This window comes from Pseudomonas sp. B6002, assembly GCF_013385985.1.
Classification (GTDB): Bacteria; Pseudomonadota; Gammaproteobacteria; order Pseudomonadales; family Pseudomonadaceae; genus Aquipseudomonas.
This window is the reverse complement of record NZ_JACAOY010000007.1, coordinates 47,259-68,867: the sequence shown is the minus strand read 5'-3', so window position 1 is coordinate 68,867 and position 21,609 is coordinate 47,259. Positions and strand designations below refer to the sequence as shown.

General features: G+C 61.6%; 23 protein-coding genes and 1 riboswitch. Of the genes, 18 read left to right on the top strand and 5 right to left on the bottom strand.

Annotation, left to right across the window (positions count from 1 at the left end; genetic code table 11):
- The first annotated feature begins 276 nt into the window (after positions 1 to 276).
- From HX792_RS11580 to HX792_RS11560, 5 genes are all read left to right on the top strand, one after another.
- Positions 277 to 1,317 carry a DUF2066 domain-containing protein gene (locus tag HX792_RS11580; RefSeq protein WP_176996239.1) on the top strand — a complete coding sequence of 347 codons (1,041 nt, stop codon included), beginning with the start codon at positions 277 to 279 and terminating at the stop codon, positions 1,315 to 1,317.
- 42 nt (positions 1,318 to 1,359) lie between these two features.
- Complete coding sequence (locus tag HX792_RS11575) at positions 1,360 to 2,433, top strand: AI-2E family transporter (protein ID WP_176996238.1); 1,074 nt, start codon at positions 1,360 to 1,362, stop codon at positions 2,431 to 2,433.
- 203 nt (positions 2,434 to 2,636) lie between these two features.
- Positions 2,637 to 3,341 (top strand): DnaA regulatory inactivator Hda, encoded by a 705-nt coding sequence (hda, locus tag HX792_RS11570; RefSeq protein ID WP_010208669.1) that lies wholly within the window; start codon positions 2,637 to 2,639, stop codon positions 3,339 to 3,341.
- Between the two features lie 213 nt (positions 3,342 to 3,554).
- Positions 3,555 to 4,184, top strand: a complete 630-nt coding sequence (locus HX792_RS11565) for a C40 family peptidase (protein ID WP_176996237.1) — start codon at positions 3,555 to 3,557, stop codon at positions 4,182 to 4,184.
- Positions 4,185 to 4,329: 145 nt separating this feature from the next.
- A complete protein-coding gene (locus tag HX792_RS11560) occupies positions 4,330 to 4,869 on the top strand; it encodes a C40 family peptidase (RefSeq protein ID WP_176996236.1) in 540 nt (179 codons plus the stop codon).
- Positions 4,870 to 4,945: 76 nt separating this feature from the next.
- Here the strand turns inward: HX792_RS11560 and HX792_RS11555 are convergent, their stop codons facing one another.
- The gene (locus tag HX792_RS11555; RefSeq protein ID WP_176996235.1) at positions 4,946 to 6,259 is read right to left on the bottom strand and encodes a sorbosone dehydrogenase family protein; all 1,314 of its coding nucleotides are present in this window, start codon (positions 6,257 to 6,259) and stop codon (positions 4,946 to 4,948) included.
- A gap of 99 nt (positions 6,260 to 6,358) precedes the next feature.
- A riboswitch (cobalamin riboswitch) is annotated at positions 6,359 to 6,617 on the top strand.
- A gap of 78 nt (positions 6,618 to 6,695) precedes the next feature.
- Between HX792_RS11555 and cobO the strand changes: the two genes are divergently transcribed.
- From cobO to HX792_RS11490, 13 genes are all read left to right on the top strand, one after another.
- Complete coding sequence (gene cobO / locus HX792_RS11550; protein WP_176996234.1) at positions 6,696 to 7,307, top strand: cob(I)yrinic acid a,c-diamide adenosyltransferase; 612 nt, start codon at positions 6,696 to 6,698, stop codon at positions 7,305 to 7,307.
- Complete coding sequence (locus HX792_RS11545) at positions 7,304 to 8,695, top strand: cobyrinate a,c-diamide synthase (protein ID WP_176996233.1); 1,392 nt, start codon at positions 7,304 to 7,306, stop codon at positions 8,693 to 8,695. Before cobO ends, HX792_RS11545 begins: the two co-directional genes overlap by 4 nt.
- Positions 8,692 to 9,342, top strand: coding sequence for a 5,6-dimethylbenzimidazole synthase (gene bluB, locus HX792_RS11540; RefSeq protein ID WP_176996232.1), 651 nt, complete (start codon positions 8,692 to 8,694; stop codon positions 9,340 to 9,342). The genes HX792_RS11545 and bluB overlap by 4 nt, the downstream gene beginning before the upstream one ends.
- Positions 9,339 to 10,247: an adenosylcobinamide-phosphate synthase CbiB gene (gene cbiB / locus HX792_RS11535; protein WP_176996231.1), complete on the top strand. Its 909-nt coding sequence runs from the start codon at positions 9,339 to 9,341 to the stop codon at positions 10,245 to 10,247. The genes bluB and cbiB overlap by 4 nt, the downstream gene beginning before the upstream one ends.
- Entirely contained in the window at positions 10,240 to 11,229 is a 990-nt protein-coding gene (gene cobD / locus HX792_RS11530; RefSeq protein ID WP_176996230.1) for a threonine-phosphate decarboxylase CobD, read from the top strand. The genes cbiB and cobD overlap by 8 nt, the downstream gene beginning before the upstream one ends.
- A complete protein-coding gene (locus HX792_RS11525) occupies positions 11,226 to 12,677 on the top strand; it encodes a cobyric acid synthase (protein WP_176996229.1) in 1,452 nt (483 codons plus the stop codon). The genes cobD and HX792_RS11525 overlap by 4 nt, the downstream gene beginning before the upstream one ends.
- Before the next feature lie 76 nt (positions 12,678 to 12,753).
- The gene (gene cobU / locus HX792_RS11520) at positions 12,754 to 13,275 is read left to right on the top strand and encodes a bifunctional adenosylcobinamide kinase/adenosylcobinamide-phosphate guanylyltransferase (RefSeq protein WP_176996228.1); all 522 of its coding nucleotides are present in this window, start codon (positions 12,754 to 12,756) and stop codon (positions 13,273 to 13,275) included.
- Positions 13,272 to 14,327: a nicotinate-nucleotide--dimethylbenzimidazole phosphoribosyltransferase gene (gene cobT / locus HX792_RS11515; protein WP_176996227.1), complete on the top strand. Its 1,056-nt coding sequence runs from the start codon at positions 13,272 to 13,274 to the stop codon at positions 14,325 to 14,327. The genes cobU and cobT overlap by 4 nt, the downstream gene beginning before the upstream one ends.
- Positions 14,324 to 14,899, top strand: a complete 576-nt coding sequence (gene cobC, locus HX792_RS11510) for an alpha-ribazole phosphatase family protein (RefSeq protein WP_176996226.1) — start codon at positions 14,324 to 14,326, stop codon at positions 14,897 to 14,899. Before cobT ends, cobC begins: the two co-directional genes overlap by 4 nt.
- 2 nt (positions 14,900 to 14,901) lie before the next feature.
- A complete protein-coding gene (locus tag HX792_RS11505; RefSeq protein ID WP_176996225.1) occupies positions 14,902 to 15,630 on the top strand; it encodes an adenosylcobinamide-GDP ribazoletransferase in 729 nt (242 codons plus the stop codon).
- 42 nt (positions 15,631 to 15,672) lie between these two features.
- Positions 15,673 to 16,077 carry a MarR family winged helix-turn-helix transcriptional regulator gene (locus HX792_RS11500; protein ID WP_176996224.1) on the top strand — a complete coding sequence of 135 codons (405 nt, stop codon included), beginning with the start codon at positions 15,673 to 15,675 and terminating at the stop codon, positions 16,075 to 16,077.
- A 53-nt stretch (positions 16,078 to 16,130) separates the two neighbouring features.
- The gene (locus HX792_RS11495) at positions 16,131 to 17,339 is read left to right on the top strand and encodes an MFS transporter (protein WP_371319346.1); all 1,209 of its coding nucleotides are present in this window, start codon (positions 16,131 to 16,133) and stop codon (positions 17,337 to 17,339) included.
- Positions 17,340 to 17,489: 150 nt separating this feature from the next.
- Positions 17,490 to 18,041, top strand: a complete 552-nt coding sequence (locus HX792_RS11490) for a glutathione peroxidase (RefSeq protein ID WP_176996223.1) — start codon at positions 17,490 to 17,492, stop codon at positions 18,039 to 18,041.
- A gap of 64 nt (positions 18,042 to 18,105) precedes the next feature.
- Here the strand turns inward: HX792_RS11490 and HX792_RS11485 are convergent, their stop codons facing one another.
- The 4 genes from HX792_RS11485 to HX792_RS11470 form a co-directional block, all read right to left on the bottom strand.
- The gene (locus HX792_RS11485; protein ID WP_176996222.1) at positions 18,106 to 19,410 is read right to left on the bottom strand and encodes an OmpP1/FadL family transporter; all 1,305 of its coding nucleotides are present in this window, start codon (positions 19,408 to 19,410) and stop codon (positions 18,106 to 18,108) included.
- A gap of 146 nt (positions 19,411 to 19,556) precedes the next feature.
- A complete protein-coding gene (locus HX792_RS11480) occupies positions 19,557 to 20,039 on the bottom strand; it encodes a hypothetical protein (RefSeq protein ID WP_176996221.1) in 483 nt (160 codons plus the stop codon).
- 278 nt (positions 20,040 to 20,317) lie between these two features.
- Positions 20,318 to 20,542, bottom strand: a complete 225-nt coding sequence (locus tag HX792_RS11475; RefSeq protein ID WP_005790139.1) for a hypothetical protein — start codon at positions 20,540 to 20,542, stop codon at positions 20,318 to 20,320.
- Between the two features lie 444 nt (positions 20,543 to 20,986).
- Positions 20,987 to 21,292, bottom strand: coding sequence for a hypothetical protein (locus tag HX792_RS11470; protein ID WP_176996220.1), 306 nt, complete (start codon positions 21,290 to 21,292; stop codon positions 20,987 to 20,989).
- Positions 21,293 to 21,609 lie beyond the last annotated feature (317 nt).

Here is a 21,609-nt window from a genome sequence, read left to right as displayed (position 1 = left end):
GTCTGCGAAGGCGCGCGATTTTATCAGGCTTGAGGGGCAGCGGCCATCCTCGGGCCGACGGGCAGGGCCATATCCGTGAAAAAAGCCGGTTAAAAATGCTGACCGGGTCTGCGAAGGCGAGTATTAAGGTATAGCCTTGAACCCGCTATCGTTATGACAGTACGAAAACTTACCAAGACCCTGTGAATGTTTTACCAGTCGCTGTGGTCACAGCCTTGGCAAACCGCATTCATACGGTCTGTTCCAGCCGCTAATTTTGTCGTTCGGGAATCTTTCATGCGTCTGTGCAAATTCTTCTTTGTAGGCTGCTTGTCGTTGGTCAGCCTGGCGAGTCATGCCGAAACCCTCAATGGTCTTTACCAAGTACTTGAACCGGTTAGCAGCCAGTCGCCCCAAGAGCGCGACCAGGCCACTCAGCGCGCCGTGCAAACCCTGGTGATCCGCCTGACCGGCGACGCCAAGGCTGCCGAAGGCTCGGGCCTGGCGGCCGTCCGTAAAGATCCGCAACAAATCATCAGTCAGTACGGCTACGACGCCGGCCCTCCCGAAAGCCTGCAAGTGGATTTCGATCCGGTGAGCACCGACCGCGCCTTGCGTGAGGCGGGCCTGTCGATCTGGGGCAGCAATCGGCCGTCGATCCTTGGTTGGTGGCTGAATGACTCTACCGAAGGCAGCAGCCTGGTCGGTGACGGCCAGGCGGTTGCCCAGGCTTTGCGCCGAGCCGCACAACATCGTGGCTTGCCGCTGCGCCTGCCGTTGGGTGACCTGGATGAGCAAGTGGTCGCCACTGGGCCTAACCTGGAAAGCGCCGATGCCACGCCCTTGCGCGCCGCGTCCGAGCGTTACGGCGCCGATGCGTTGCTGGCGGTGCATGCGCGCCAGGAAGGCAGCCAATGGCAAGCCAAGTGGCGCTTGTGGCTGGGTGACAAGAGCGAGCAGGGCACCGCCCAAGGCGCTGATACCGGCGCGGTCGCTGATGCGGTGATGCTGGCGGTCAGTCAGAAGCTCGCGCCACGCTTCGCGGTCAAGCCGGGCGTGAGTACTGAACAACTGCTGGAAGTGCAGGGCATGACCCTTGAGCGGTATGCCGCGTTGGGTCATCTGCTTGAGCCGTTTGGTGGGCAGCCGCAGTTGGTCGATGGCAATCGCATTGTGTATCGCGTCAATGGCAGTGCCGATCAGTTGCGCACCCAGTTGAGCCTGGCCAAGTTGCAGGAAGTGCCTGCGGGTGAGGCACCTGCACAGCAGCCGGCAGTGGAGGGCACTCAACCGGCCCCTGCTCCCGAGCCTCAGGCGCAACTGCGTTTTCGTTGGTAAATGTTCTTCCTTATATAGAAGCAGCTAGAGATGGAGTGGTTTATGGCGGATACGCGTCGTTGGGTGTGGCTTGGCGGGATTGTCCTGCTGTGCGGTTTTGTGTTTTTGCTGCATTCGATCCTGACGCCGTTCCTGGTTGCGTTGCTGCTGGCTTATCTGTTCGATCCGGTGGTGGATCGCCTGGAGAAAGTCGGCCTGTCGCGCACCTGGGGCGTGGTGGCGGTGTTCGCCTTGTTCACCTTGATCATCACGGCATTGGTGCTGGTCCTGGTGCCGATGCTGGCCAAGCAGTTGTTTCGCCTCTATGAACTGGCGCCGCAGATGCTCGACTGGCTGCAGCACACAGCGATGCCGTGGGCCCAGGCCAAGCTGGGGCTGTCGGATGGGTTCTGGAAGTTCGACAAGGTCAAGGCGGCCATCAGCGAACACATGGGCCAGACCACCGATATTGTCGGTGTGGTGCTCAGCCAGGCCACGGCGTCCAGCCTGGCGCTGATCGGCTGGCTGACCAACCTGGTGCTGATCCCGGTGGTGGCGTTCTACCTGCTGCGTGACTGGGACATCATGATGGCCAAGATCCGCAGCCTGCTGCCGCGCAATCGTGAAGAGCGCATTGTCTCTCTCGCCGAGGAGTGTCATGAAGTGCTGGGGGCGTTTGTACGTGGCCAGTTACTGGTGATGCTGGCGCTGGGGATTATCTACGCAGCGGGCCTGATGGCGATCGGCCTGGAGCTGGGCCTGTTGATCGGTCTGATCGCCGGCCTGGCCGCTATCGTGCCGTACATGGGCTTTGTGATCGGTATCGGCGCGGCGCTGGTGGCGGGGTTGTTCCAGTTTGGTGGCGACCTGTATCCGATGCTGGGCATCGTTGCGGTGTTCATGGTGGGGCAGGCGTTGGAGGGCATGGTGCTGACGCCGTTGCTGGTGGGCGACCGGATCGGTCTGCATCCGGTGGCCGTGATTTTCGCGATCCTGGCGGGCGGTGAGCTGTTCGGCTTTACCGGCATCCTGCTGGCGCTGCCGGTGGCGGCGGTGATCATGGTGCTGGTGCGCCATGTGCATGATCTGTACAAGGATTCGGATGTATACACGGGGGTCGAAGACCCCGACCTGTAACCCCTTCGTCACAAACCCGGCCCAGGCCGGGTTTGTTGTTTATGGGGGAACTGCGTCAAACAATTTGCGCAAATCGCCCAAGTTAACGCAAACCTTTGATTTTGCTTGTGGTCTGCTGCATTGTGCGCCCGGCGTCACGGGTATAAACTTTGCAAACTTTACACAGAGGCCACTAACGGTTCGTTTGGAGCCGTTCAGTCAGCATGAAACCGATTCAGCTGCCCTTGGGTGTGCGTCTGCGTGACGACGCCACCTTTATCAACTACTACCCAGGCGCCAATGCCGCTGCACTCGGCTATGTCGAGCGGCTTTGCGAAGCCGACGCCGGGTGGACTGAAAGCCTGATCTACCTGTGGGGCAAGCACGGCGTGGGGCGTACCCACCTGTTGCAGGCCGCGTGCCTGCGCTTCGAGCAGATGGGCGAGCCGGCGGTATACCTGCCCCTGGCGGAGTTGATGGACCGCGGTATCGGTATCTTCGACCATCTCGAACAATACGAGCTGGTGTGCCTGGATGATCTGCAAGCGATCGCCGGCAAGGCCGAATGGGAAGAGGCGTTGTTTCACCTGTTCAACCGCCTGCGTGACAGTGGGCGGCGTCTGTTGATCGCGGCATCCACCTCGCCACGCGAGTTGCCGATCAAGTTGGCCGACCTCAAGTCGCGCATGACCCTGGCGCTGATCTTCCAGATGCGCCCGTTGTCCGACGAGGACAAATTGCGTGCCTTGCAGCTGCGCGCTTCCCGTCGCGGCCTGCACCTCACTGATGAAGTGGGGCACTTTATCCTCACGCGTGGCACCCGAAGCATGAGTGCGTTGTTCGACTTGCTCGAGCAACTCGACCAGGCCTCTTTGCAGGCCCAGCGCAAGCTCACCATTCCCTTCCTTAAGGAAACCCTCGGCTGGTAGCCAACCCTTGTGTTTCGCGGCTCCTGGCAAATTACAGGCGCCAGAAAACCTGCGTTTGGGCCGGTTTGGCCACGCAAAAGGCACGTATAGGGTGTTAAGGGCTTAGATGTCATAGTCCAAACAAGAAGTCACATAGATCACGATTGAATTTGCAAATCGATCTGATAGCGGGCATAGTCTCGACTTCTTTACATATCAGCCACGGTCGTGCCCATGCTAAATCGCTTCGCACCCCTCGTGCCCCTCGCACTCGTTACCCTGTTGTTTGGTTGCGCCTCCCACCCTCAACAAGTGGCAGAGCAGCAGAAAACCCAACAGCAGTCCCAGGCAAAATTCGTTGCATCGCAGTCTTCCACTGTTTATGAGGAAGAAGTTGCAACCGAGAAGGAACTGGCCGACTTCGCCGGCAACAAGCCTTATCAGCTTCCAGTTCTGGCCGACAGCATTCTTGAACGCGGCATGTCCCTGATCGGTACCCGTTACCGTTTCGGCGGTACCTCTGAAGCCGGTTTCGACTGCAGCGGCTTCATCGGCTACCTGTTTCGCGAAGAAGCGGGCATGAACCTGCCACGCTCCACCCGCGAAATGATCAACGTGGATGCACCGTTGGTCGCGCGCAACAACCTCAAGCCGGGTGATCTGCTTTTCTTTAGTACTGCTGGCCGTGGCCGTGTGAGCCATGCCGGTATCTACCTGGGCGACAACCAGTTTATCCACTCCAGCAGCCGTCGCAGTGGCGGTGTTCGAGTCGACAACCTGGGTGACAGCTACTGGAGCAGAACCTTCATCGAAGCCAAGCGCGCACTCGCCATGGCCCCGACGACGGTTACCGCTAGCAAGTAAACTTAAAGTGATACTTGAAGTTTGACGTGTAACCGCTAGAATCCTTGGATATTGTTGGAATCCGTTCGCGCGAGCTTTGCTTGCGCGTTCTGGTTTTCAGCGTTCGGCAGCGAAAAGCCGCATCCAGACCAGGATTGTTCTGCCCATGTCGACCTCAGCCCGCCTCATTCTTCTCGTTTGCGCCGCGCTCCTCAGCGCCTGCGCAAGCCGTCCACCGCCCCCTGCGTTCGTGGCGGCCAAGCCCAAGCCAGTGTTCAACTATTCCAGCCAGAGCTTCTCGCCTGCTGCCGAAGACGTGCTCTTCCGTGCGCTGGGTCTGGTTGGCACGCCCTACCGCTGGGGCGGCAACACACCGGACTCCGGTTTCGATTGCAGTGGCTTGATCGGCTTCGTCTACCGCGATGCGGCAGGTATCTCGTTGCCGCGCACCACCCGCGAGCTGATCGTGATGCGTGCCCAGGACGTCAGCGAAGAGAACCTGCAGACCGGCGACTTGCTGTTCTTCGCCACCGGTGGCGGTTCACAGGTCAGCCATGCCGGAATCTACGTGGGGGAAGGGCGTTTTGTGCATGCGCCGCAAACCGGCGGTACGGTCAAGCTGGACACCTTGTCCAAGGCGTATTGGCAGAATGCCTACCTGAGCGCCAAGCGCGTGTTGCCAGCAAACCTGGCTCGCAACCCCTGACAAAAAACTGTAGGAGCCGGCTTGCCGGCGATGAGGCCCTTGAGGGCGCCATCGCTGGCAAGCCGGCTCCTACAGTTCACTTCGCGGCCGACACCCGCCACACCTTGTTCCCCACATCATCGGCCACCAGCAAGTCCCCCTGCTGATCAATTACCACACCCACCGGTCGACCCATGGCCTTCTCGTCTTTATCGAGAAACCCGGTCAGTACGTCCAGCGGTTGCCCTTTGGGATGTCCACCCTCGAACGGCACGAAGATCACCTTGTAGCCACTGTGCGGCTTGCGGTTCCACGACCCGTGCTGGCCGATAAACGCCCCGTTGCTGAACTGCGACGGTAGTTTATTACCTTCGGCGAAGGTCAGCCCCAACGATGCCGTATGTGGGCCCACGGCATAGTCCGGTGCAATGGCCTTGGCCACCAGGTCCAGGTTCTGCGGCGAAACGCGCACATCCACGTGCTGCCCGTAATAACTGAAAGGCCAGCCGTAGAAAGCGCCATCCTTGACCGACGTGATGTAATCCGGCACCAGATCGCTGCCAATCTCGTCGCGCTCATTCACTGCCGTCCACAACGTGCCCGTCTGCGGCTCCCACGCCATGCCATTCGGATTGCGCAGGCCGGAGGCGAAGATGCGGTGCTGGCCCGAGGCGCGATCCACTTCCCAGATCGCCGCTCGGCCTTCTTCCGCTTCCAGGCCGTTTTCGCCGACGTTGCTATTGGAGCCAACGCTCACATACAGCTTGCTGCCGTCTTTGCTCGCCACCACGTTCTTGGTCCAGTGATGGTTGATGCTGCCGCCTGGCAAGTCGACCACCTTGGTGCCGGCTGCCTTGATCGCGGTTTCGCCCGGTTGATAGGGGAAGCGCAGCAGTTGGTCCGAGTCCGCCACGTACAAATCGTCGCCGACCAGGGTCATGCCGAACGGCGAGTTCAGGTTCTCCAGGAACACCGTGCGCGTCTCGGCAACGCCGTCGTGGTCGGCATCGCGCAGCAGTGTGATGCGGTTCGGGCTCGGCACACCGGCACCGGCGCGGCCCATGACCTTCTCCATGACCCAGCCGCGAATCCCCTTGGCGTCATCCGGTTTGGGCGGTGCATTGGTTTCGGCCACCAGCACATCGCCGTTGGGCAGCACATACAGCCAGCGCGGGTGGTCCAGCCCTTCGGCGAACGCGGCCACCTGGGTGCCAGCGGCCGCCGTTGGTTTTGCGCCATCAGGCCAGCCGATCGCCGGGGCGATGTTGACGGTCGGGATCAGTGTCTTGTTCGGTTCGGGCAACTTGGGCGAAGGGCCGGTGCCGTCGGACACCTGCAACGTTGAGCTTTCACCGCAGGCGGCGAGGGTGCCTGCGAGCATGATCAGCAAGGCGAGTCTGGTTTTATGCATGGTGTTCTCCTGAATACCTGTAAGGGTAGAGGAGTACGGCGGTCCGATGGTTCAAGTGCGAGGGCAGCTTTAATTGACGCTCCACCCCCAACCCACTAACCTTCGCGGCTTGTTCCAGGTGCTCTGTGGCGCATGCGTCGACAGGGTGAAACAGGGAAGCCGGTGAGTGAGCGCACTTGTACACAGTGCTGCCGCGATTCCGGCGCTGCCCCCGCAACGGTAAATGAGTCAAGACGCTGCCTTTTGCCACTGTATCGCGCGCGATATGGGAAGGCGCAACGTCGGCCTGCTCGCTCTTTTCATCAGGGCAGGGCGCCACTCATGAGCCCGGAGACCGGCCCGGAGCATCCAACAGCATCACGGTGGGCGATGCTTGGCTGTCTGTATTTTCTTTTTCCTGCCCGCCGTTTTTGTCCAGCCCCAACGGAGAGCTGCCATGACCGATTCCCCCGACCGCGACGAACGCCACCTGGCGCGCATGCTGCGCAAAAAAGCCGTGATCGACGAGCGCATCGCCAACTCCCCCAATGAATGTGGTTTGCTGCTGGTATTGACCGGCAACGGCAAAGGCAAGAGCAGCTCGGCATTCGGCATGCTGGCCCGGGCCATGGGCCACGGCATGCAGTGCGGCGTGGTGCAGTTCATCAAAGGGCGTAACAGCACCGGTGAAGAGTTGTTCTTCCGCCGCTTCCCCGAGCAAGTGCGTTTCCACGTCATGGGCGAAGGCTTCACCTGGGAAACCCAGGACCGCCAGCGCGACATCGCCGCCGCCGAAGCCGCTTGGGCGGTGTCCCGCGAACTGCTGCAAGACCCGGCCATCGGCCTGGTGGTGCTGGATGAGCTGAATATCGCTCTCAAGCACGGCTATCTCGACCTGGACCAGGTGCTCAGCGACCTGCAAGGCCGCCCGCCGATGCAACACGTGGTGGTCACCGGCCGTGGCGCCAAGCCTGAATTGATCGAAATGGGCGACACCGTCACCGAAATGGGCATGCTCAAGCACGCGTTCCAGGCCGGTATCAAGGCACAGAAGGGCGTCGAACTTTGAATCAGCCCCGTCATTGCCCGGCCGTCTTGATCGCCGCACCGGCGTCCGGCCAGGGCAAAACCACCGTCACCGCCGCGCTGGCCCGTTTGCACCGCAACCTGGGGCGCAAGGTGCGTGTGTTCAAATGCGGTCCGGACTTCCTCGATCCGATGATCCACGAACGTGCCAGTGGTGCGCCGGTTTATCAGCTGGACATGTGGATGGTGGGCGAGCAGGAAAGTCGCCGCCTATTGTGGGAAGCGGCCGGTGAGGCCGACCTGATCCTCATCGAAGGCGTGATGGGCCTGTTCGACGGCACCCCCTCCAGCGCCGACCTTGCGCGGCACTTCGGTGTGCCGGTGCTGGGCGTGATCGACGGCACCGCCATGGCCCAGACCTTCGGCGCCCTGGCCCTGGGCCTGGCGCGTTATCAGCCGGACCTGCCGTTTGCCGGTGTGCTGGCCAACCGTGTCGGCACCTTGCGTCACGCGCAGCTGCTGGAAGGTAGCCTGACTGAAGGCCTGCGCTGGTATGGCGCCTTGTCCCGCGAAACTGGCATCGAACTGCCCAGCCGACACCTGGGGCTGGTACAAGCCAGCGAATTGAATGACCTCGATGTGCGCCTGGATGCCGCCGCTCAAGCACTGGGCAGCAGCTGCGAAGTCGCCTTACCGCCTCCGGTCACCTTTGCCGCGCCCGAAGTGATCGTGGCCGAGCCGTTGCTCGAAGGTGTGCGTATTGCTGTGGCCCGCGACGAAGCCTTCGCCTTTACCTACGGCGCCAGTCTCGACCTGCTACGCGCGATGGGTGCCGAGTTGCACTTCTTCTCGCCGATCCATGACCGCCAATTGCCTGATGCCGACAGCCTCTACCTGCCGGGTGGCTATCCGGAGTTGCACCATCAGGCGCTGTCGCAAAACACCCCGATGCTCGACGCCATCCGCGCTCATCATGCAGCCGGCAAACCCTTGCTCGCCGAGTGCGGCGGCATGCTGTACCTGCTCGATTCGCTGACCGATGTCGAGGGCACCCGCGCCGAACTGGTGGGCCTGCTGCAAGGCGATGCCGTGATGCAGAAGAAACTCGCGGCCTTGGCGCTGCAAAATGTCGAGCTGCCCGAAGGCACGCTGCGTGGGCATACCTATCACCACTCCCTCACGACCACCGAGTGGCAGCCGATTGCCCGTGGCCTGAGCCCCAATGGTGGGCGTGGTGCCGAGGCGGTCTACCGGCAAGGCCGCATGACGGCGTCTTACGTACATTTCTATTTTCCATCCAATCCCGTGGCAGTTGCGGCATTGTTTGCGCCAGACCGGGAGGCTGCTATCGCAGGCAAGCCAGCTCCCACAATGTACCGAGTTGAAACCCCATCCAATGTGGGAGCGGGCTTGCCCGCGAAGAGGCCATGACTGACAACGCCTTCCCCGAAGCCGACCGCGATGCCATCTACCGCGCCATCGCCGAACGCCGCGACATGCGCCATTTCAGCGGCGGCACCGTCGCCCCTGAATTGCTGCACCGTTTGCTCCAGGCCGCCCACCAGGCCCCTAGCGTCGGCCTGATGCAACCCTGGCGCTTTATCCGTATCAGCGACCGCCAACTGCGTGGGCAGATTCAACAACTGGTGGAAGAAGAGCGCGTACGCACCGCCGAGGCATTGGGCGAACGCTCCGATGAGTTCATGAAGCTCAAGGTCGAAGGCATTCACGACTGCGCCGAAGTGCTGGTCGCGGCGTTGATGGATGACCGCGAGCGCCACATCTTCGGCCGTCGCACTTTGCCGGAAATGGACATGGCCTCGCTGTCCTGTGCCATCCAGAACCTGTGGCTCGCCGCCCGCGCCGAAGGCTTGGGCATGGGCTGGGTCTCGCTGTTTGAACCCCAGGCCCTGGCCGATCTGCTGGGCTTGCCGCCTGGCGCAAAACCTTTGGCGGTGCTGTGCCTGGGGCCGGTGGCCGAATTCTATCCGGCACCGATGTTGCAGCTCGAAGGCTGGACCGAGCCTCGGCCGCTGAGTGACATGTTGTATGAGAATGCGTGGGGAGTGAGTCAATGAGTGTGGCCTTGCTGTGTGTCGCTGCGGTGGCGCTGGATGCGCTGCTGGGCGAGCCCAGGCGCTGGCATCCGCTGGTGGCGTTCGGCAATTTCGCCGGGCGCATCGAGCAGCGTTTCAACACTGGTGGGCGCGGTTGGCGCAGCCATGGCGTGACCGCGTGGTTTATCGCAGTGGTGCCGCTGACCCTGCTGGCCACTGCACTGTCGTGGGCGCCGTATATCGGTTGGGTACTGGAAATCCTCGCGCTGTACTGCGCCCTCGGCATGCGCAGCCTCGGCGAGCATGTGATTCCGGTAGCGCAAGCCTTGCGCAGCGATGACCTGGACGAAGCACGCAAACGCGTGAGCTACCTGGTGAGCCGCCAGACCAGCGAGCTGGACAGCACCGAAGTCGCCCGCGCCGCCACCGAATCGGTGCTGGAGAACGGCAGCGACGCGGTGTTTGCCGCGCTGTTCTGGTTTGTGGTGGCCGGGGTGCCGGGCGTGGTGCTCTACCGCTTGAGCAACACCCTCGATGCCATGTGGGGTTATCGCAACGAACGCTTCGAACGTTTCGGCTGGGCTGCGGCCAAGATCGACGACGTGCTCAACTACATTCCCGCACGCCTGGTGGCGTTGACCTACGCCGTGCTCGGCAAGACCCGCCTGGCCCTCAAATGTTGGCGCACCCAGGGCCCGACCTGGGACAGCCCCAACGCCGGCCCGGTCATGGCGGCGGGTGCTGGCGCCTTGGGGGTGGAGTTGGGCGGCGCTGCGATCTACCACGGTGAAGTGCACCATCGCCCGCAATTGGGCGAAGGCCCGGCGGCGGATGCCGATTCCATCGACCGGGGCTGGCAACTGGTGCAGCGCGGCGTATGGTTGTGGCTGCTGATCCTGTGCGCGGGGGCGCAATTCTATGCTTGAACACGGTGGCCGGCTGCGCAAGGCAGCGATTCAGTACGGGATTGCCGAGGCCGATTGGCTCGACCTGTCCAGCGGCCTCGCGCCCTGGCCGTGGCCGATCCCGGAGATCCCGTTGCGCGCCTGGGCCCGCTTGCCCGAAACCGATGACGGCCTGGAGCAGGCCGCCAGCGAATACTACGGCGCCGCGCACCTGTTGCCGGTGCCCGGTTCCCAGGCGGCCATCCAGTTGCTGCCACGCCTGCGCCGTGCCGGCAAAGTCGGCGTGTTGTCGCCGTGCTATGCCGAACACGCCGAAGCCTGGCGTCGCGCCGGCTATGTGGTGCGCGAGGTGCAGGAGCAGGAAGTCGACTTCTTTCTCGATGGCCTCGACGTGTTGGTGGTGGTCAATCCTAACAACCCCACCGGCCTGAGCCTGACCCCGCAACGCCTGCTGGACTGGCATTCGCGATTGGCCCAGCGCGGCGGCTGGCTGGTGGTGGACGAAGCGTTCATGGACGTCACCCCTCAATTGAGCCTGGCGGGCCAGGCCCACCAGGTTGGCCTGATCGTGTTGCGCTCGTTTGGCAAATTCTTCGGCCTGGCCGGGGTGCGGCTGGGCTTTGTGCTGGCCGAGCGCAAGCTGCTCAAGTTGCTGGCCGAACAGGTCGGCCCCTGGGCAGTCAGCGGGCCGACGCGCGTGTTGGGTCAGGTGTGCCTGCGCGACACTGCCGGTCAGGCGCGGCAACGCACGCGTTGCATCGAGGCGGGCCGGCGTCTGTTTGCCTTGCTGGAATGCCACGGCTTCCAGCCCCAGGGCGGCTGTGCGTTGTTTCAATGGCTGATCACGCCTCACGCTGAACGCATGCACGAATTCATGGCCCAGCGCGGCATTCTGCTGCGGCTGTTTGTCCATGACAGCAGCCTGCGCTTCGGCTTGCCCGACACCGAGGCCGACTGGTTGCGCCTCGACGAGGCCCTGGCCGCCTACAAGGAAGCTTCATGAGTACATTGATGGTGCAGGGCACCACGTCCGACGCCGGTAAAAGCACCCTGGTGACCGCCCTGTGCCGCTGGCTGGTCCGCCAAGGGGTGGCGGTCGCGCCGTTCAAACCGCAGAACATGGCGCTCAACAGTGCGGTGACCGCCGAGGGCGGTGAAATCGGCCGCGCCCAGGCCGTTCAGGCCCAGGCCGCCCACCTGGCGCCCCACACCGACATGAATCCGGTGTTGCTCAAGCCCAACAGCGATACGGGCTCCCAGGTGATCATCCACGGCCGCGCGGTCACCAGCATGAACGCGGTCGCCTATCACGACTACAAAGCCATCGCGATGCAGGCGGTGCTGGCCTCGCACGCGCGGTTGAGCCAAGCCTACCCGGTGGTGATGGTGGAAGGCGCCGGTTCCCCGGCAGAGATCAACCTGCGCGCCAATGACATCGCCAACATGGGCTTCGCCGAAGCCGTGGACTGCCCGGTGCTGCTCATCGCCGACATCAATCGCGGCGGCGTGTTTGCCCACTTGGTTGGCACGCTGGAGTTGCTGTCGCCCACCGAGCAAGCGCGGGTCAAGGGCTTCATCATCAACCGTTTTCGTGGCGATATCGCCTTGTTGCAGCCGGGCCTGGATTGGCTCGAGGCCCGCACCGGCAAACCGGTGGTGGGCGTGTTGCCCTATGTGATGGACCTGCACCTGGAAGCCGAAGACGGTATCGACCGGCGCCAGATCGACAAGGCGGCGCAGGTGCTCAAGGTGGTGGTGCCGGTGTTGCCGCGTATCAGCAACCACACGGATTTCGACCCGCTGCGCCTGCATCCCCAAGTGGACTTGCAGTTCGTCGGCCCGGGCCAGCCGATTCCGGCTGCCGACCTGATTATTTTGCCGGGCTCCAAAAGCGTGCGCGCCGACTTGGCGTATCTGCGTGCCAATGGCTGGGACAACGCCGTGGCGCGGCATCTGCGCTACGGCGGCAAGGTGCTCGGCATCTGCGGCGGCTTGCAGATGCTCGGTGAGCAAGTGCACGACCCGCTGGGCCTGGAAGGGCCTGCCGGTTCCAGCGAAGGGCTGGGGCTGCTGGCGTTCAGCACGACCCTCGAAGAAGAAAAACAGCTGCGCAACGTTCGTGGCCGTTTGCTGCTTGAAGACGCCGAGGTCAGCGGCTATGAGATTCACGCCGGCGTTACGACGGGCGATGCCCTGTTGCACGCCGCCGTGCAACTGGACGATGGCCGCAGTGACGGCGCCAGGAGCGCGGACGGGCAAATCCTCGGCACCTACCTTCACGGGCTGTTTGAAACGCCCGCTGCGTGCAGCGCCTTGCTGCGCTGGGCCGGGTTGGTGGATGTGCAGGAGGTGGATTACCACGCGCTGCGCGAACGTGATATCGAGCGCCTGGCGGACCTGGTGGAAAACCATCTGGATACCGAGTTGCTGCGCACGCTATGTGGAATCTGACCATGCGTCTGCGAACCTCCTCGTGCATTAACGTTGACGATCATCGCCGGCAAGCCGGCTCCTACAGGTTTGCAGCATGCATCAACTGATTTTGGGTGGTGCCCGCTCCGGCAAAAGCCGCCTGGCCGAAAAACTCGCCAGCGACAGTGGCCTGCCGGTCACCTACATCGCCACCAGCGAGCCGCTGGATGGTGAGATGAATGCGCGTGTCGCCCTGCACCGCCAACGTCGCCCCGACCACTGGGGCCTGATCGAAGAACCGCTTGAACTGGCGCGCGTCCTGCGGGAAAACGCAGCCGCTGGGCAATGCCTGCTGGTGGACTGCCTGACCCTGTGGCTGACCAACCTGCTGATGCTCGAAGACGGCGAGCGCCTGGCGATCGAGCGCGACCAACTGCTGGACACCCTGGCGTCGTTGCCGGGTGAAATCATTTTTGTCAGCAACGAGACCGGTCTGGGTGTCGTGCCGCTGGGCGAATTGACTCGCCGCTATGTGGATGAAGCCGGTTGGCTGCATCAAGCCTTGGCCGAGCGGTGTCAGCGCGTTGTCCTGACGGTCGCCGGCCTGCCCCTGACTTTGAAAGGTACTGCGTTATGACTGACACCTGGTGGCTCAACCCCTGCAAAACCATCGACGCCTCGGCGCACGCTCAAGCGCTGGCGCGCCAGCAGCAATTGACCAAACCGGCCGGCTCCCTCGGCCAACTGGAAGCCTTGGCGGTGCAATTGGCCGGCTTGCAGGGCACGGTCAAGCCGTCGGTGGATTCACTGTGGATCGCGATCTTTGCCGGTGACCACGGGGTGGTGGCGGAGGGCGTGTCGGCTTTCCCGCAGGAAGTCACCGGGCAGATGCTGCACAACTTTGTCACCGGCGGTGCGGCCATCAGCGTATTGGCGCGGCAACTGGATGCGCAATTGGAAGTGGTCGACCTGGGCACGGTAACGCCTGCGCTGAACCTGCCGGGCGTGCGCCACCTGAACATCGGTGCGGGCACTGCCAATTTCGTCAACGGCCCGGCAATGACCGAGGCTCAAGGACGGCTCGCCCTGCAAGCCGGCCGCGACAGCGCACGCCGTGCGCTGGAAAGCGGCGCCCAGCTGTTTATTGGCGGTGAGATGGGGATCGGCAACACCACGGCGGCAAGCGCGCTGGCCTGTGCATTGCTGGCCTGCCAGGTCAGCGACCTGACAGGCCCGGGCACCGGCTTGAACGCCCAGGGCGTGAGCCACAAGGTGGCGGTGATCGAGCGTGCGCTGGCCCTGCATGCGGGGCAGCGCGGCGATGCGTTGCAGACCCTCTTCAACCTGGGCGGTTTTGAAATCGCCGCGTTGGTTGGCGCTTACCTGGCCTGTGCCCAGGAGGGCATCGTCGTGCTGGTGGACGGGTTTATCTGCAGCGTGGCGGCGTTGGTCGCTACTCGCCTGAACCCGGCGTGTCGCGAGTGGCTGGTGTTTGGCCATCGTGGGGCCGAACCGGGCCATCGTCATGTGCTGCAAAGCCTTGAGGCGGCGCCACTGCTGGACCTGGGCCTGCGCCTGGGTGAAGGCAGCGGTGCGGCGCTGGCGGTACCGTTGTTGCGCCTGGCGTGTGCGTTGCACGGGCAGATGGCGACCTTCGCCGAAGCCGCCGTGGCAGACCGCCCGGCATGACCTTGCACCTGGACCTGCTGCGTCACGGCGAAACCGAATTGGGTGGCGGCCTGCGTGGCAGCCTGGACGATGCGTTGACGGCCACCGGTTGGGCGCAGATGCGTGCTGCCGTGTTGCAGCAAGGGCCGTGGGACCGTTTGGTCAGCTCGCCGCTGCAACGCTGTGCGCGTTTCGCCGAGGAATTGGGCGAACGCCTGAACCTGCCGGTGAGTCTGGATAAGGACCTGCAAGAGCTGCACTTCGGCGCCTGGGAAGGGCAGAGTGCTGCGGCGTTGATGGAAATTGATGCTGAAGGGCTCGGGCTGTTCTGGGCCGATCCTTATGGCTTCACGCCGCCTGATGGGGAGCCGGTGCGTGACTTTTCCCATCGGGTTCTGGGCGCCGTCGCACGCTTGCATCAGGCCTACGCCGGGCAGCGTGTGTTGTTGATCAGCCATGGTGGAGTCATGCGTTTGCTGTTGGCGCAGGCGCGGGGTTTGCCTCGTGAGCAGTTGCTGAATGTTGAAGTCGGCCACGGTGGGTTGTTCCGCCTGCAGGTCACGGCAGGCGGTCAACTCAAGGAAGTGGAGTAGACATGCTGCCGTTCTGGATCGCCTTGCAATTTCTCAGCAGCCTGCCGATTCGTCTGCCGGGCATGCCGCAGCCTCAGGAAATGGGGCGTTCACTGCTGTTTTATCCGGTGGTCGGCTTGCTGTTCGGTGTGTTGCTGTGGGGGCTGAATACGGCGCTGATGGGCGCGCCGCTGTTATTGCACGCGGCGCTGCTGCTGACTGCCTGGGTGTTGCTCAGCGGTGGTTTGCACCTGGACGGTTTGGCCGACAGCGCCGACGCCTGGCTCGGCGGCTTCGGTGACCGCGAGCGTACGCTCACGATCATGAAGGACCCGCGCAGCGGCCCGATCGCTGTGGTCACCCTGGGGTTGGTGTTGCTGCTCAAATTCACCGCGTTGGTGGCGTTGATCGAGCAACACAACGGCGCGGCTTTGATCCTGGCTCCGCTGATCGGGCGGGCATCGTTGCTGGCGCTGTTCCTCACCACACGCTATGTGCGCGCCGGCGGATTGGGTCAGGCGCTGTCGGATCATTTACCCAGGCTTGTCGGTCAACAGGTGCTGATCCTCAGCGGCCTGGCGTGCATTCTGATCGGTGGTTTCAGTGGCGGAATCGCCGTGCTGCTCGCTGCCATATGCTTCATGGGGCTGCGTCAGTTGATGGTCAATCGCCTCGGCGGCACCACCGGCGACACAGCCGGCGCGCTGCTGGAGCTGCTGGAAGTGGCGGTGCTGGTCGGCTTGGCCTTGTAACACTTTCTTGCATTTCCTTAATCCCGGGTATATACACGCTCCATGCTTGCCTCCCAATGTTTATGCACAAACCTGCGTCGCGCCGCCCGTGGCGTCAGCAGGCATTACGACGGCGCTCTCGACGGCTTCGGGATCAACGTTGCCCAGTATTCTTTGCTGTGCAACTTGCAACGCCTCGACCAGCCGAGTATTTCCAGCCTGGCCGAAGCCATGGGCCTGGACCGCAGCACCCTGGGGCGAAACCTGCGGGTGCTGGAAGGTGAGGGCTTGGTGCAGATGGTTGAAGGTGATGACTTGCGCAACCGTCTGGTGTTGTTGACGGACGCTGGCATCGAACGGCTGGCGGCGGCATTGCCGGCGTGGGAAACGGCGCAGCAGAAATTGATCGATCAACTGGGCGCGGAAAAGCGCGAAACCCTGTTGGCCTTGCTGGACGAACTCGCTTGAAGGCGGGTTTGTTCGAACACAAGCGGGTATATACCCGCGGCGGAGAATAAGAAATGACCTCGATGTGGCGCACCAGTGGCTGGGTTCTTTTGGGGAGTGCGCTGATCCTGGCGCTGTCCTTGGGTGTGCGGCACGGCTTCGGCCTGTTCCTGGCACCGATGAGCAGCGAATTTGGCTGGGGCCGCGAAACCTTTGCTTTCGCTATCGCCTTGCAGAACCTGATCTGGGGCCTGGCGCAGCCGTTCACCGGAGCCCTGGCCGACCGCTTTGGCGCGACCAAGGCGGTGTTTGTCGGGGGCGTGCTGTACGCCGCAGGCCTGGTGTTGATGGGCATGTCCGACTCGGCGTGGTCGTTGTCCCTGAGTGCCGGCTTGTTGATCGGTATCGGCCTTTCCGGCACATCGTTCTCGGTCATTCTGGGCGTGGTGGGGCGCGCCGTGCCTCCTGAAAAACGCAGCATGGCCATGGGTATTGCCAGCGCAGCCGGTTCTTTCGGCCAGTTCGCCATGGTGCCGGGCACCCTCGGTTTGATCGGCTGGCTGGGCTGGTCGGCGGCGCTGTTGGCGCTGGGCATGATGGTCGCGCTGATCCTGCCGTTGGTGGCCATGCTCAAGGACCGGCCGCTGCCGGCGGTGGTCGGTCAGCAGACGATGCGCGAAGCCTTGAAGGAAGCCTGCTCCCATTCCGGGTTCTGGCTGCTGGCCTTCGGCTTTTTCGTGTGTGGTTTCCAGGTGGTGTTTATCGGCGTGCACCTGCCAGCGTACCTGGTTGACCAACACCTGCCCGCGACTGTCGGCACCACGGTGTTGGCATTGATCGGCCTGTTCAACGTGTTCGGCACCTACACCGCCGGCTGGCTGGGCGGGCGCATGTCCAAGCCGCGCTTGCTGACCGGGTTGTACCTGCTGCGCGCGGTGGTGATTGTGTTGTTCCTGTGGGCCCCGGTGACCGAAGTCACGGCCTACCTGTTTGGCATGGCCATGGGCTTCCTGTGGCTGTCCACCGTGCCGCTGACCAACGGTACGGTTGCGACGTTGTTTGGTGTACGAAACCTCTCGATGCTCGGGGGGATCGTGTTCCTGTTCCACCAGTTGGGTTCGTTCCTCGGCGGCTGGTTGGGTGGGGTGGTCTATGATCGAACCGGCAACTACGATCTGATCTGGCAGGTGGCGATCCTGCTGAGCCTGCTCGCTGCTGCGTTGAACTGGCCGGTGCGTGAGCGGCCGGTGGCGCGTTTGCAAACCCAACTGGAGGCGGCATGAGTGTAGCGTTGCGGTTCCTGCTGCCGGTGGCGGCCGTGCTCTTGCTGCTCCTCGCTTGGTGGGGCTGGCAGCACGGTGGGTTGGCGTTGATGCAACTGGGTATGTCGATCTGTTAAGTTCGTTGCCTGAACTCTTGCAAGGACATCCCACATGCTGAAGCGTTGGCTCGCTGTACCCGTCCTGATGGCTGCGTTTGGCGGAGTCGCGATGGCGGCCGACTGCCCGCCTTTGCTGGAAGGCCAACTGCCCAAGTTACGCGCCAAGGAATCCATCGACCTGTGCCAGCGCTTCGCCGGCAAGCCGCTGGTGATCGTCAATACCGCCAGCTTCTGTGGTTTCGCGCCGCAGTTCAAAGGCCTCGAAGCCCTCTACCAACGCTACAAGAGCCAGGGGCTGGAAGTGATTGGCGTGCCGTCCGATGACTTCAAGCAGGAAGCCAAGACCGGCGAAGAGACGGCCAAGGTCTGTTACGTGAACTACGGCGTGACCTTCACCATGACGGAGCCGCAGAGGGTCAAGGGGCCGGATGCGGTGCACCTGTTCAAGGTGCTGGCGCAGCAGACCAGTGCGCCGAAGTGGAATTTCTACAAGTACGTGGTGGATCGCCAGGGCAAGGTGATTGCCAATTTCTCCAGCCTGACCAAGCCGGACAGCCCGGAGCTGATCAAGGCGGTTGAGCAGGCGTTGGCTTCAAAACCCTGATCAGCGGCCACTAAAAAGCCCCGCTTCCTTTGCAGGAAAGCGGGGCTTTTTTATGCGGCAGGGATCAGAACTTGTACGTCACGCCCAGGCCGAAACCGTTGGCGCTGTTTTCGTACTTGGAGGCGTAAGTCTGCCCCAGTGCGTTGGACTTGTTGACCTTGACCGGCTCTTCCTTGAGGTAGGAGTAAGCCAGGTCGACGGTCATGTTATCCATCACTGCGTAGCCCAGGCCGACACTGAAGATGGTCCGGTCGCCGGTAGGGATACGTGGCGAGCGGTCAGTGTTGTTGGTCGGCGACTGGTCGAAGGTCAGACCGGTACGCAGCACCACTTGCTTGGTGAGCTGGTACGAGGTACCTACAGCGTAGGCCCAGGTGTCGTGCCAGTTTTGTGGCTCCTGAATCTTGCTCACGATGCTAGGTGCGAGTGCACCACCACCGGCTGCGGTAACGCCTTCGTTGTTGACGGTAATGTCTTTCAAGCGGCTCCAGCGAGTCCAGGTTGCACCCGCGTAGAGTTTCCAGGCGTCGTTCATGTCTTGAGTGACCGAGGCGTCCCAGGATTCAGGGGTGTCAACTTTCAGCGACGCGTCATAGCGGCCAGGCTTGAGGTAACCTGCAGGCACGTTGGCTGCCGGGGTTACTTCGGTGTGGCCTTCAAGCTTGTACTTCACTTTCGAGTGATAAGTCAGGCCGACGCGGGTGGTGTCGGTGGCTTGCACCAGGATACCGGCGTTGAAGCCGAGTGCGGTGTCGTCGCCTTTGACTTTGACTTTGTTGTCACCGGTGCCAGCGAGGCCAGGAAGCGGCAGCAAACCCAGGTTTGGCTGCGATTCCAGGGTGCCGGCGATGCGGTTGATGGTCGGGCCAAAACCGATGGAAACCTTGTCATTGAATGCGTAGCTGACCGTTGGCTGGAAGGTCATGACCGCAACTTCGCTCTTGCTGCCAAAAGCTCGGCCCTGGAAGCCACGTTCGTAGTCGGTCTTCAAGCCGAACGGGGCGTAGAAGCCGAAACCGACAGCCCACTGGTCGTTGAGCTTGTTGGTGTAGAAGGCAAAAGGAACGGCAGTGAAGGGCACCATGTCGCCTTTGTTGGTACCGGCCGAACGGCCACTGGCGTCTTTGATGTCGGTGCTGGCGTCGATCGCTGCAACACCACCAGTGATTTGCTGGCCTTCCAGGCGAGCCATACCGGCAGGGTTACCGTAGACAGTGCTTGCGTTATCGGCAGAAGAAGAGCGGCCTGCGAAACCCGTACCCATACCGGCGACATCTTGTTCGTTGAGGGCAAAGCCGCTCGCGAACAGTTGGGAGGATGCCATGGTAACGGCGAGGCTAAGTGTGGTCTTGAGCATTACTTTTTTCATTATTAGAACTCCGTGGTGATCACCGCTGCGGAAAGTAACAATAAATTTAAGTTCGCGCTATAGGCTGTAATGCAGGAGATAGAGCGGTTTTGTAGGACAATCCGACCAAAATCAACGTTTTTAGCCGAATCTTGCAAAACGCCTGATCAACAAGTGACCTGATTCATGGGTGAAACACAGGTTTGCCAGGCTTGAGTGAAATCGCGCAGCCTTCCTTGTGGATGAAAAATTTCTTTCCAGATACGCGCCATCGCCAGAACATCTCCAGGCGCAGGCAATGCACGTGTGTGCTGTTCGACCAGCAGCCAGGCGATGGCGGTGGCGTAACGCAGGTTGACGGTGAGCTCAAGTTGCGGCGCGCTGAGAAAGGCATGCTGGCTGGCCAGCCCCCGCACCAGGCTGGCGCGTTCGGGGTCCAGGGCCAGGTAGTCGTCCCAGAGTGCGCGGTGACGAGGTTCGGTGATGCTGTACAGGCCATGGCCGCGCCGATCGTGCAGGGCCGAGCCCAGTTCCGATTGGCTGGCAGCAATGCCCAGCAGCAAGGATTCGGCCGCTTGATCATCCCGACCCAGGTACTTCAGCGTGGGCCTGATCACATAACGACACAATTCGCTGGCAGCGATACCCATACAAGCCTCAATCCGTGAAAGTGGTCGACGAGGCCTGAGAGAGGGGGCTTGGCAGCAGTGGATCGGATCTCAGGCCCGTCGCAAGCGGATCATGCCGCTTGAGTTGAAGTGTAGTGTCATATTTGCGATGTAAAGGACTGTTTTTAAAACATCTTCTTCATTTAGTTATAACGTTTATATCTATTTGGCCTTAGTAAAGAAACTCAAACCTTGAATTCTGGGCAATAAAAAACCCTGCTTTTCAGGCAGGGTTTTTGGGTTTCAGCGACTCGGGTCAGTCAGGCAGTCAGGGCCTGACGGGTACGCTCGATCACGGCCTGCAGCGGTTCTGCGCTGGAGTATTGATCGGGGTACAGGCGTTCGCTGTGACGAGCGATGCCGTGTTCGTTGACCAGGGTGAAGCTGAAGCAGCCTTTGCGAGCGGCCATGATCAGGCAGTTCATTGGTGCAAAAGCGTTGGTGAGGGTGCGAATGGCATCCTGAGTGTGGATTTGAGCGTTCATGTTATGGGTGTTCCTACAAATGACACGGATTAAGAACCGTGCAACGTTAAAACGTTCCAGTAACGTTGATCACCATTGATCAAACGAAGAACCCGACTGGAACAAAGCAGCCAGTTTGAAGCGCTGATAAGTTAGGCGCGCTTGGGCTGGCAGGTAGGTACTTAGGAGGGCAGGCAACACAACAGGGGCAAAGGTTCTGGGCCCGGGGTGAAGATCCTGATCAATTTGCAGGTTGGTTCGGTCAGAGTATTGAGACTTCGCGACACCCTTTGCTTGTTCAAAGGCTGTGTCGTCGCAAGGCATACCTGGAAACCATCGAGGTGGTCGATCCCGTGTTGTTCAGGGGACTTGTTCGACCAGAATTGACTTTCAGCTTGGTACTAACGCGGCGGATGGTAACGGATTGAAACAAGGAAAGGAAGTGTGGTAGTCAAAATAATTCAATCAGGCGCCCAGCAACCCGCGATAGACCAGTACCGTGATCGCCGCGGCCAACGAGCAACCCAGCCCGTAGGCGGCCAGGGTCAGGCGCAGGGATTGGCCGGTTTCGACCACCTTCATCACATCGCGCATGTCGTTGATCCTGCCTTCACCCAGCTCGATGCACAGGCTCACGGCAGTAAAGGCCGCCGACAGCAGGATGGCGATGGCGAACAATGCGCCGTCCGGGGAAGGCAGCACGGCATTGATGCCCAGCGAGATCACACAGACCGCCAGCAGCAGCAGGGCGAATAGCAGAATTCCTTTCATTGAGTCGCACAGGGTTGTGTGGTGGGTGAAGCAGTGTGGCGAGCCGGCGCGAATTTGAAAAGCACCTCGGTTTGGTCCGCCGGTAACATTTTTCCACCGTGTCGGATCAAAAAACGCCGACGATATAACCATCAGGTGGGTACTTGTGCACATTAGTTGCGGCGTGTGTAACCAAGCTGTCAAGTGCGATGAAGTGCCGCCAATTGCCTGCAATGGAAATTTAAGTCAATGAAAAATCTCGCTTTTTTTTATTGGTGAAAAAATCGTCAGTTTGACTGCGGCCCCCATTCCATGGGCCTTTGCGAGAGTTAAAGGGG

Bases quoted from the DNA above. Each gene is read 5' to 3' on its own strand.
- HX792_RS11580 (WP_176996239.1), top strand. From the start codon at position 277: ATGCGTCTGTGCAAATTCTTCTTTGTAGGCTGCTTGTCGTTGGTCAGC.
- HX792_RS11505 (WP_176996225.1), top strand. From the start codon at position 14,902: ATGCTGCCGTTCTGGATCGCCTTGCAATTTCTCAGCAGCCTGCCGATT.
- HX792_RS11475 (WP_005790139.1), bottom strand. From the start codon at position 20,542: ATGAACGCTCAAATCCACACTCAGGATGCCATTCGCACCCTCACCAAC.
- hda (WP_010208669.1), top strand. From the start codon at position 2,637: ATGAAACCGATTCAGCTGCCCTTGGGTGTGCGTCTGCGTGACGACGCC.
- HX792_RS11560 (WP_176996236.1), top strand. From the start codon at position 4,330: ATGTCGACCTCAGCCCGCCTCATTCTTCTCGTTTGCGCCGCGCTCCTC.
- HX792_RS11490 (WP_176996223.1), top strand. From the start codon at position 17,490: ATGCTGAAGCGTTGGCTCGCTGTACCCGTCCTGATGGCTGCGTTTGGC.
- cobC (WP_176996226.1), top strand. From the start codon at position 14,324: ATGACCTTGCACCTGGACCTGCTGCGTCACGGCGAAACCGAATTGGGT.
- HX792_RS11525 (WP_176996229.1), top strand. From the start codon at position 11,226: ATGAGTACATTGATGGTGCAGGGCACCACGTCCGACGCCGGTAAAAGC.
- HX792_RS11470 (WP_176996220.1), bottom strand. From the start codon at position 21,292: ATGAAAGGAATTCTGCTATTCGCCCTGCTGCTGCTGGCGGTCTGTGTG.
- cobT (WP_176996227.1), top strand. From the start codon at position 13,272: ATGACTGACACCTGGTGGCTCAACCCCTGCAAAACCATCGACGCCTCG.
- cbiB (WP_176996231.1), top strand. From the start codon at position 9,339: ATGAGTGTGGCCTTGCTGTGTGTCGCTGCGGTGGCGCTGGATGCGCTG.
- cobU (WP_176996228.1), top strand. From the start codon at position 12,754: ATGCATCAACTGATTTTGGGTGGTGCCCGCTCCGGCAAAAGCCGCCTG.
- HX792_RS11565 (WP_176996237.1), top strand. From the start codon at position 3,555: ATGCTAAATCGCTTCGCACCCCTCGTGCCCCTCGCACTCGTTACCCTG.
- cobO (WP_176996234.1), top strand. From the start codon at position 6,696: ATGACCGATTCCCCCGACCGCGACGAACGCCACCTGGCGCGCATGCTG.
- HX792_RS11480 (WP_176996221.1), bottom strand. From the start codon at position 20,039: ATGGGTATCGCTGCCAGCGAATTGTGTCGTTATGTGATCAGGCCCACG.
- HX792_RS11500 (WP_176996224.1), top strand. From the start codon at position 15,673: ATGCTTGCCTCCCAATGTTTATGCACAAACCTGCGTCGCGCCGCCCGT.
- HX792_RS11495 (WP_371319346.1), top strand. From the start codon at position 16,131: ATGACCTCGATGTGGCGCACCAGTGGCTGGGTTCTTTTGGGGAGTGCG.
- HX792_RS11555 (WP_176996235.1), bottom strand. From the start codon at position 6,259: ATGCATAAAACCAGACTCGCCTTGCTGATCATGCTCGCAGGCACCCTC.
- HX792_RS11485 (WP_176996222.1), bottom strand. From the start codon at position 19,410: ATGAAAAAAGTAATGCTCAAGACCACACTTAGCCTCGCCGTTACCATG.
- bluB (WP_176996232.1), top strand. From the start codon at position 8,692: ATGACTGACAACGCCTTCCCCGAAGCCGACCGCGATGCCATCTACCGC.
- HX792_RS11575 (WP_176996238.1), top strand. From the start codon at position 1,360: ATGGCGGATACGCGTCGTTGGGTGTGGCTTGGCGGGATTGTCCTGCTG.
- cobD (WP_176996230.1), top strand. From the start codon at position 10,240: ATGCTTGAACACGGTGGCCGGCTGCGCAAGGCAGCGATTCAGTACGGG.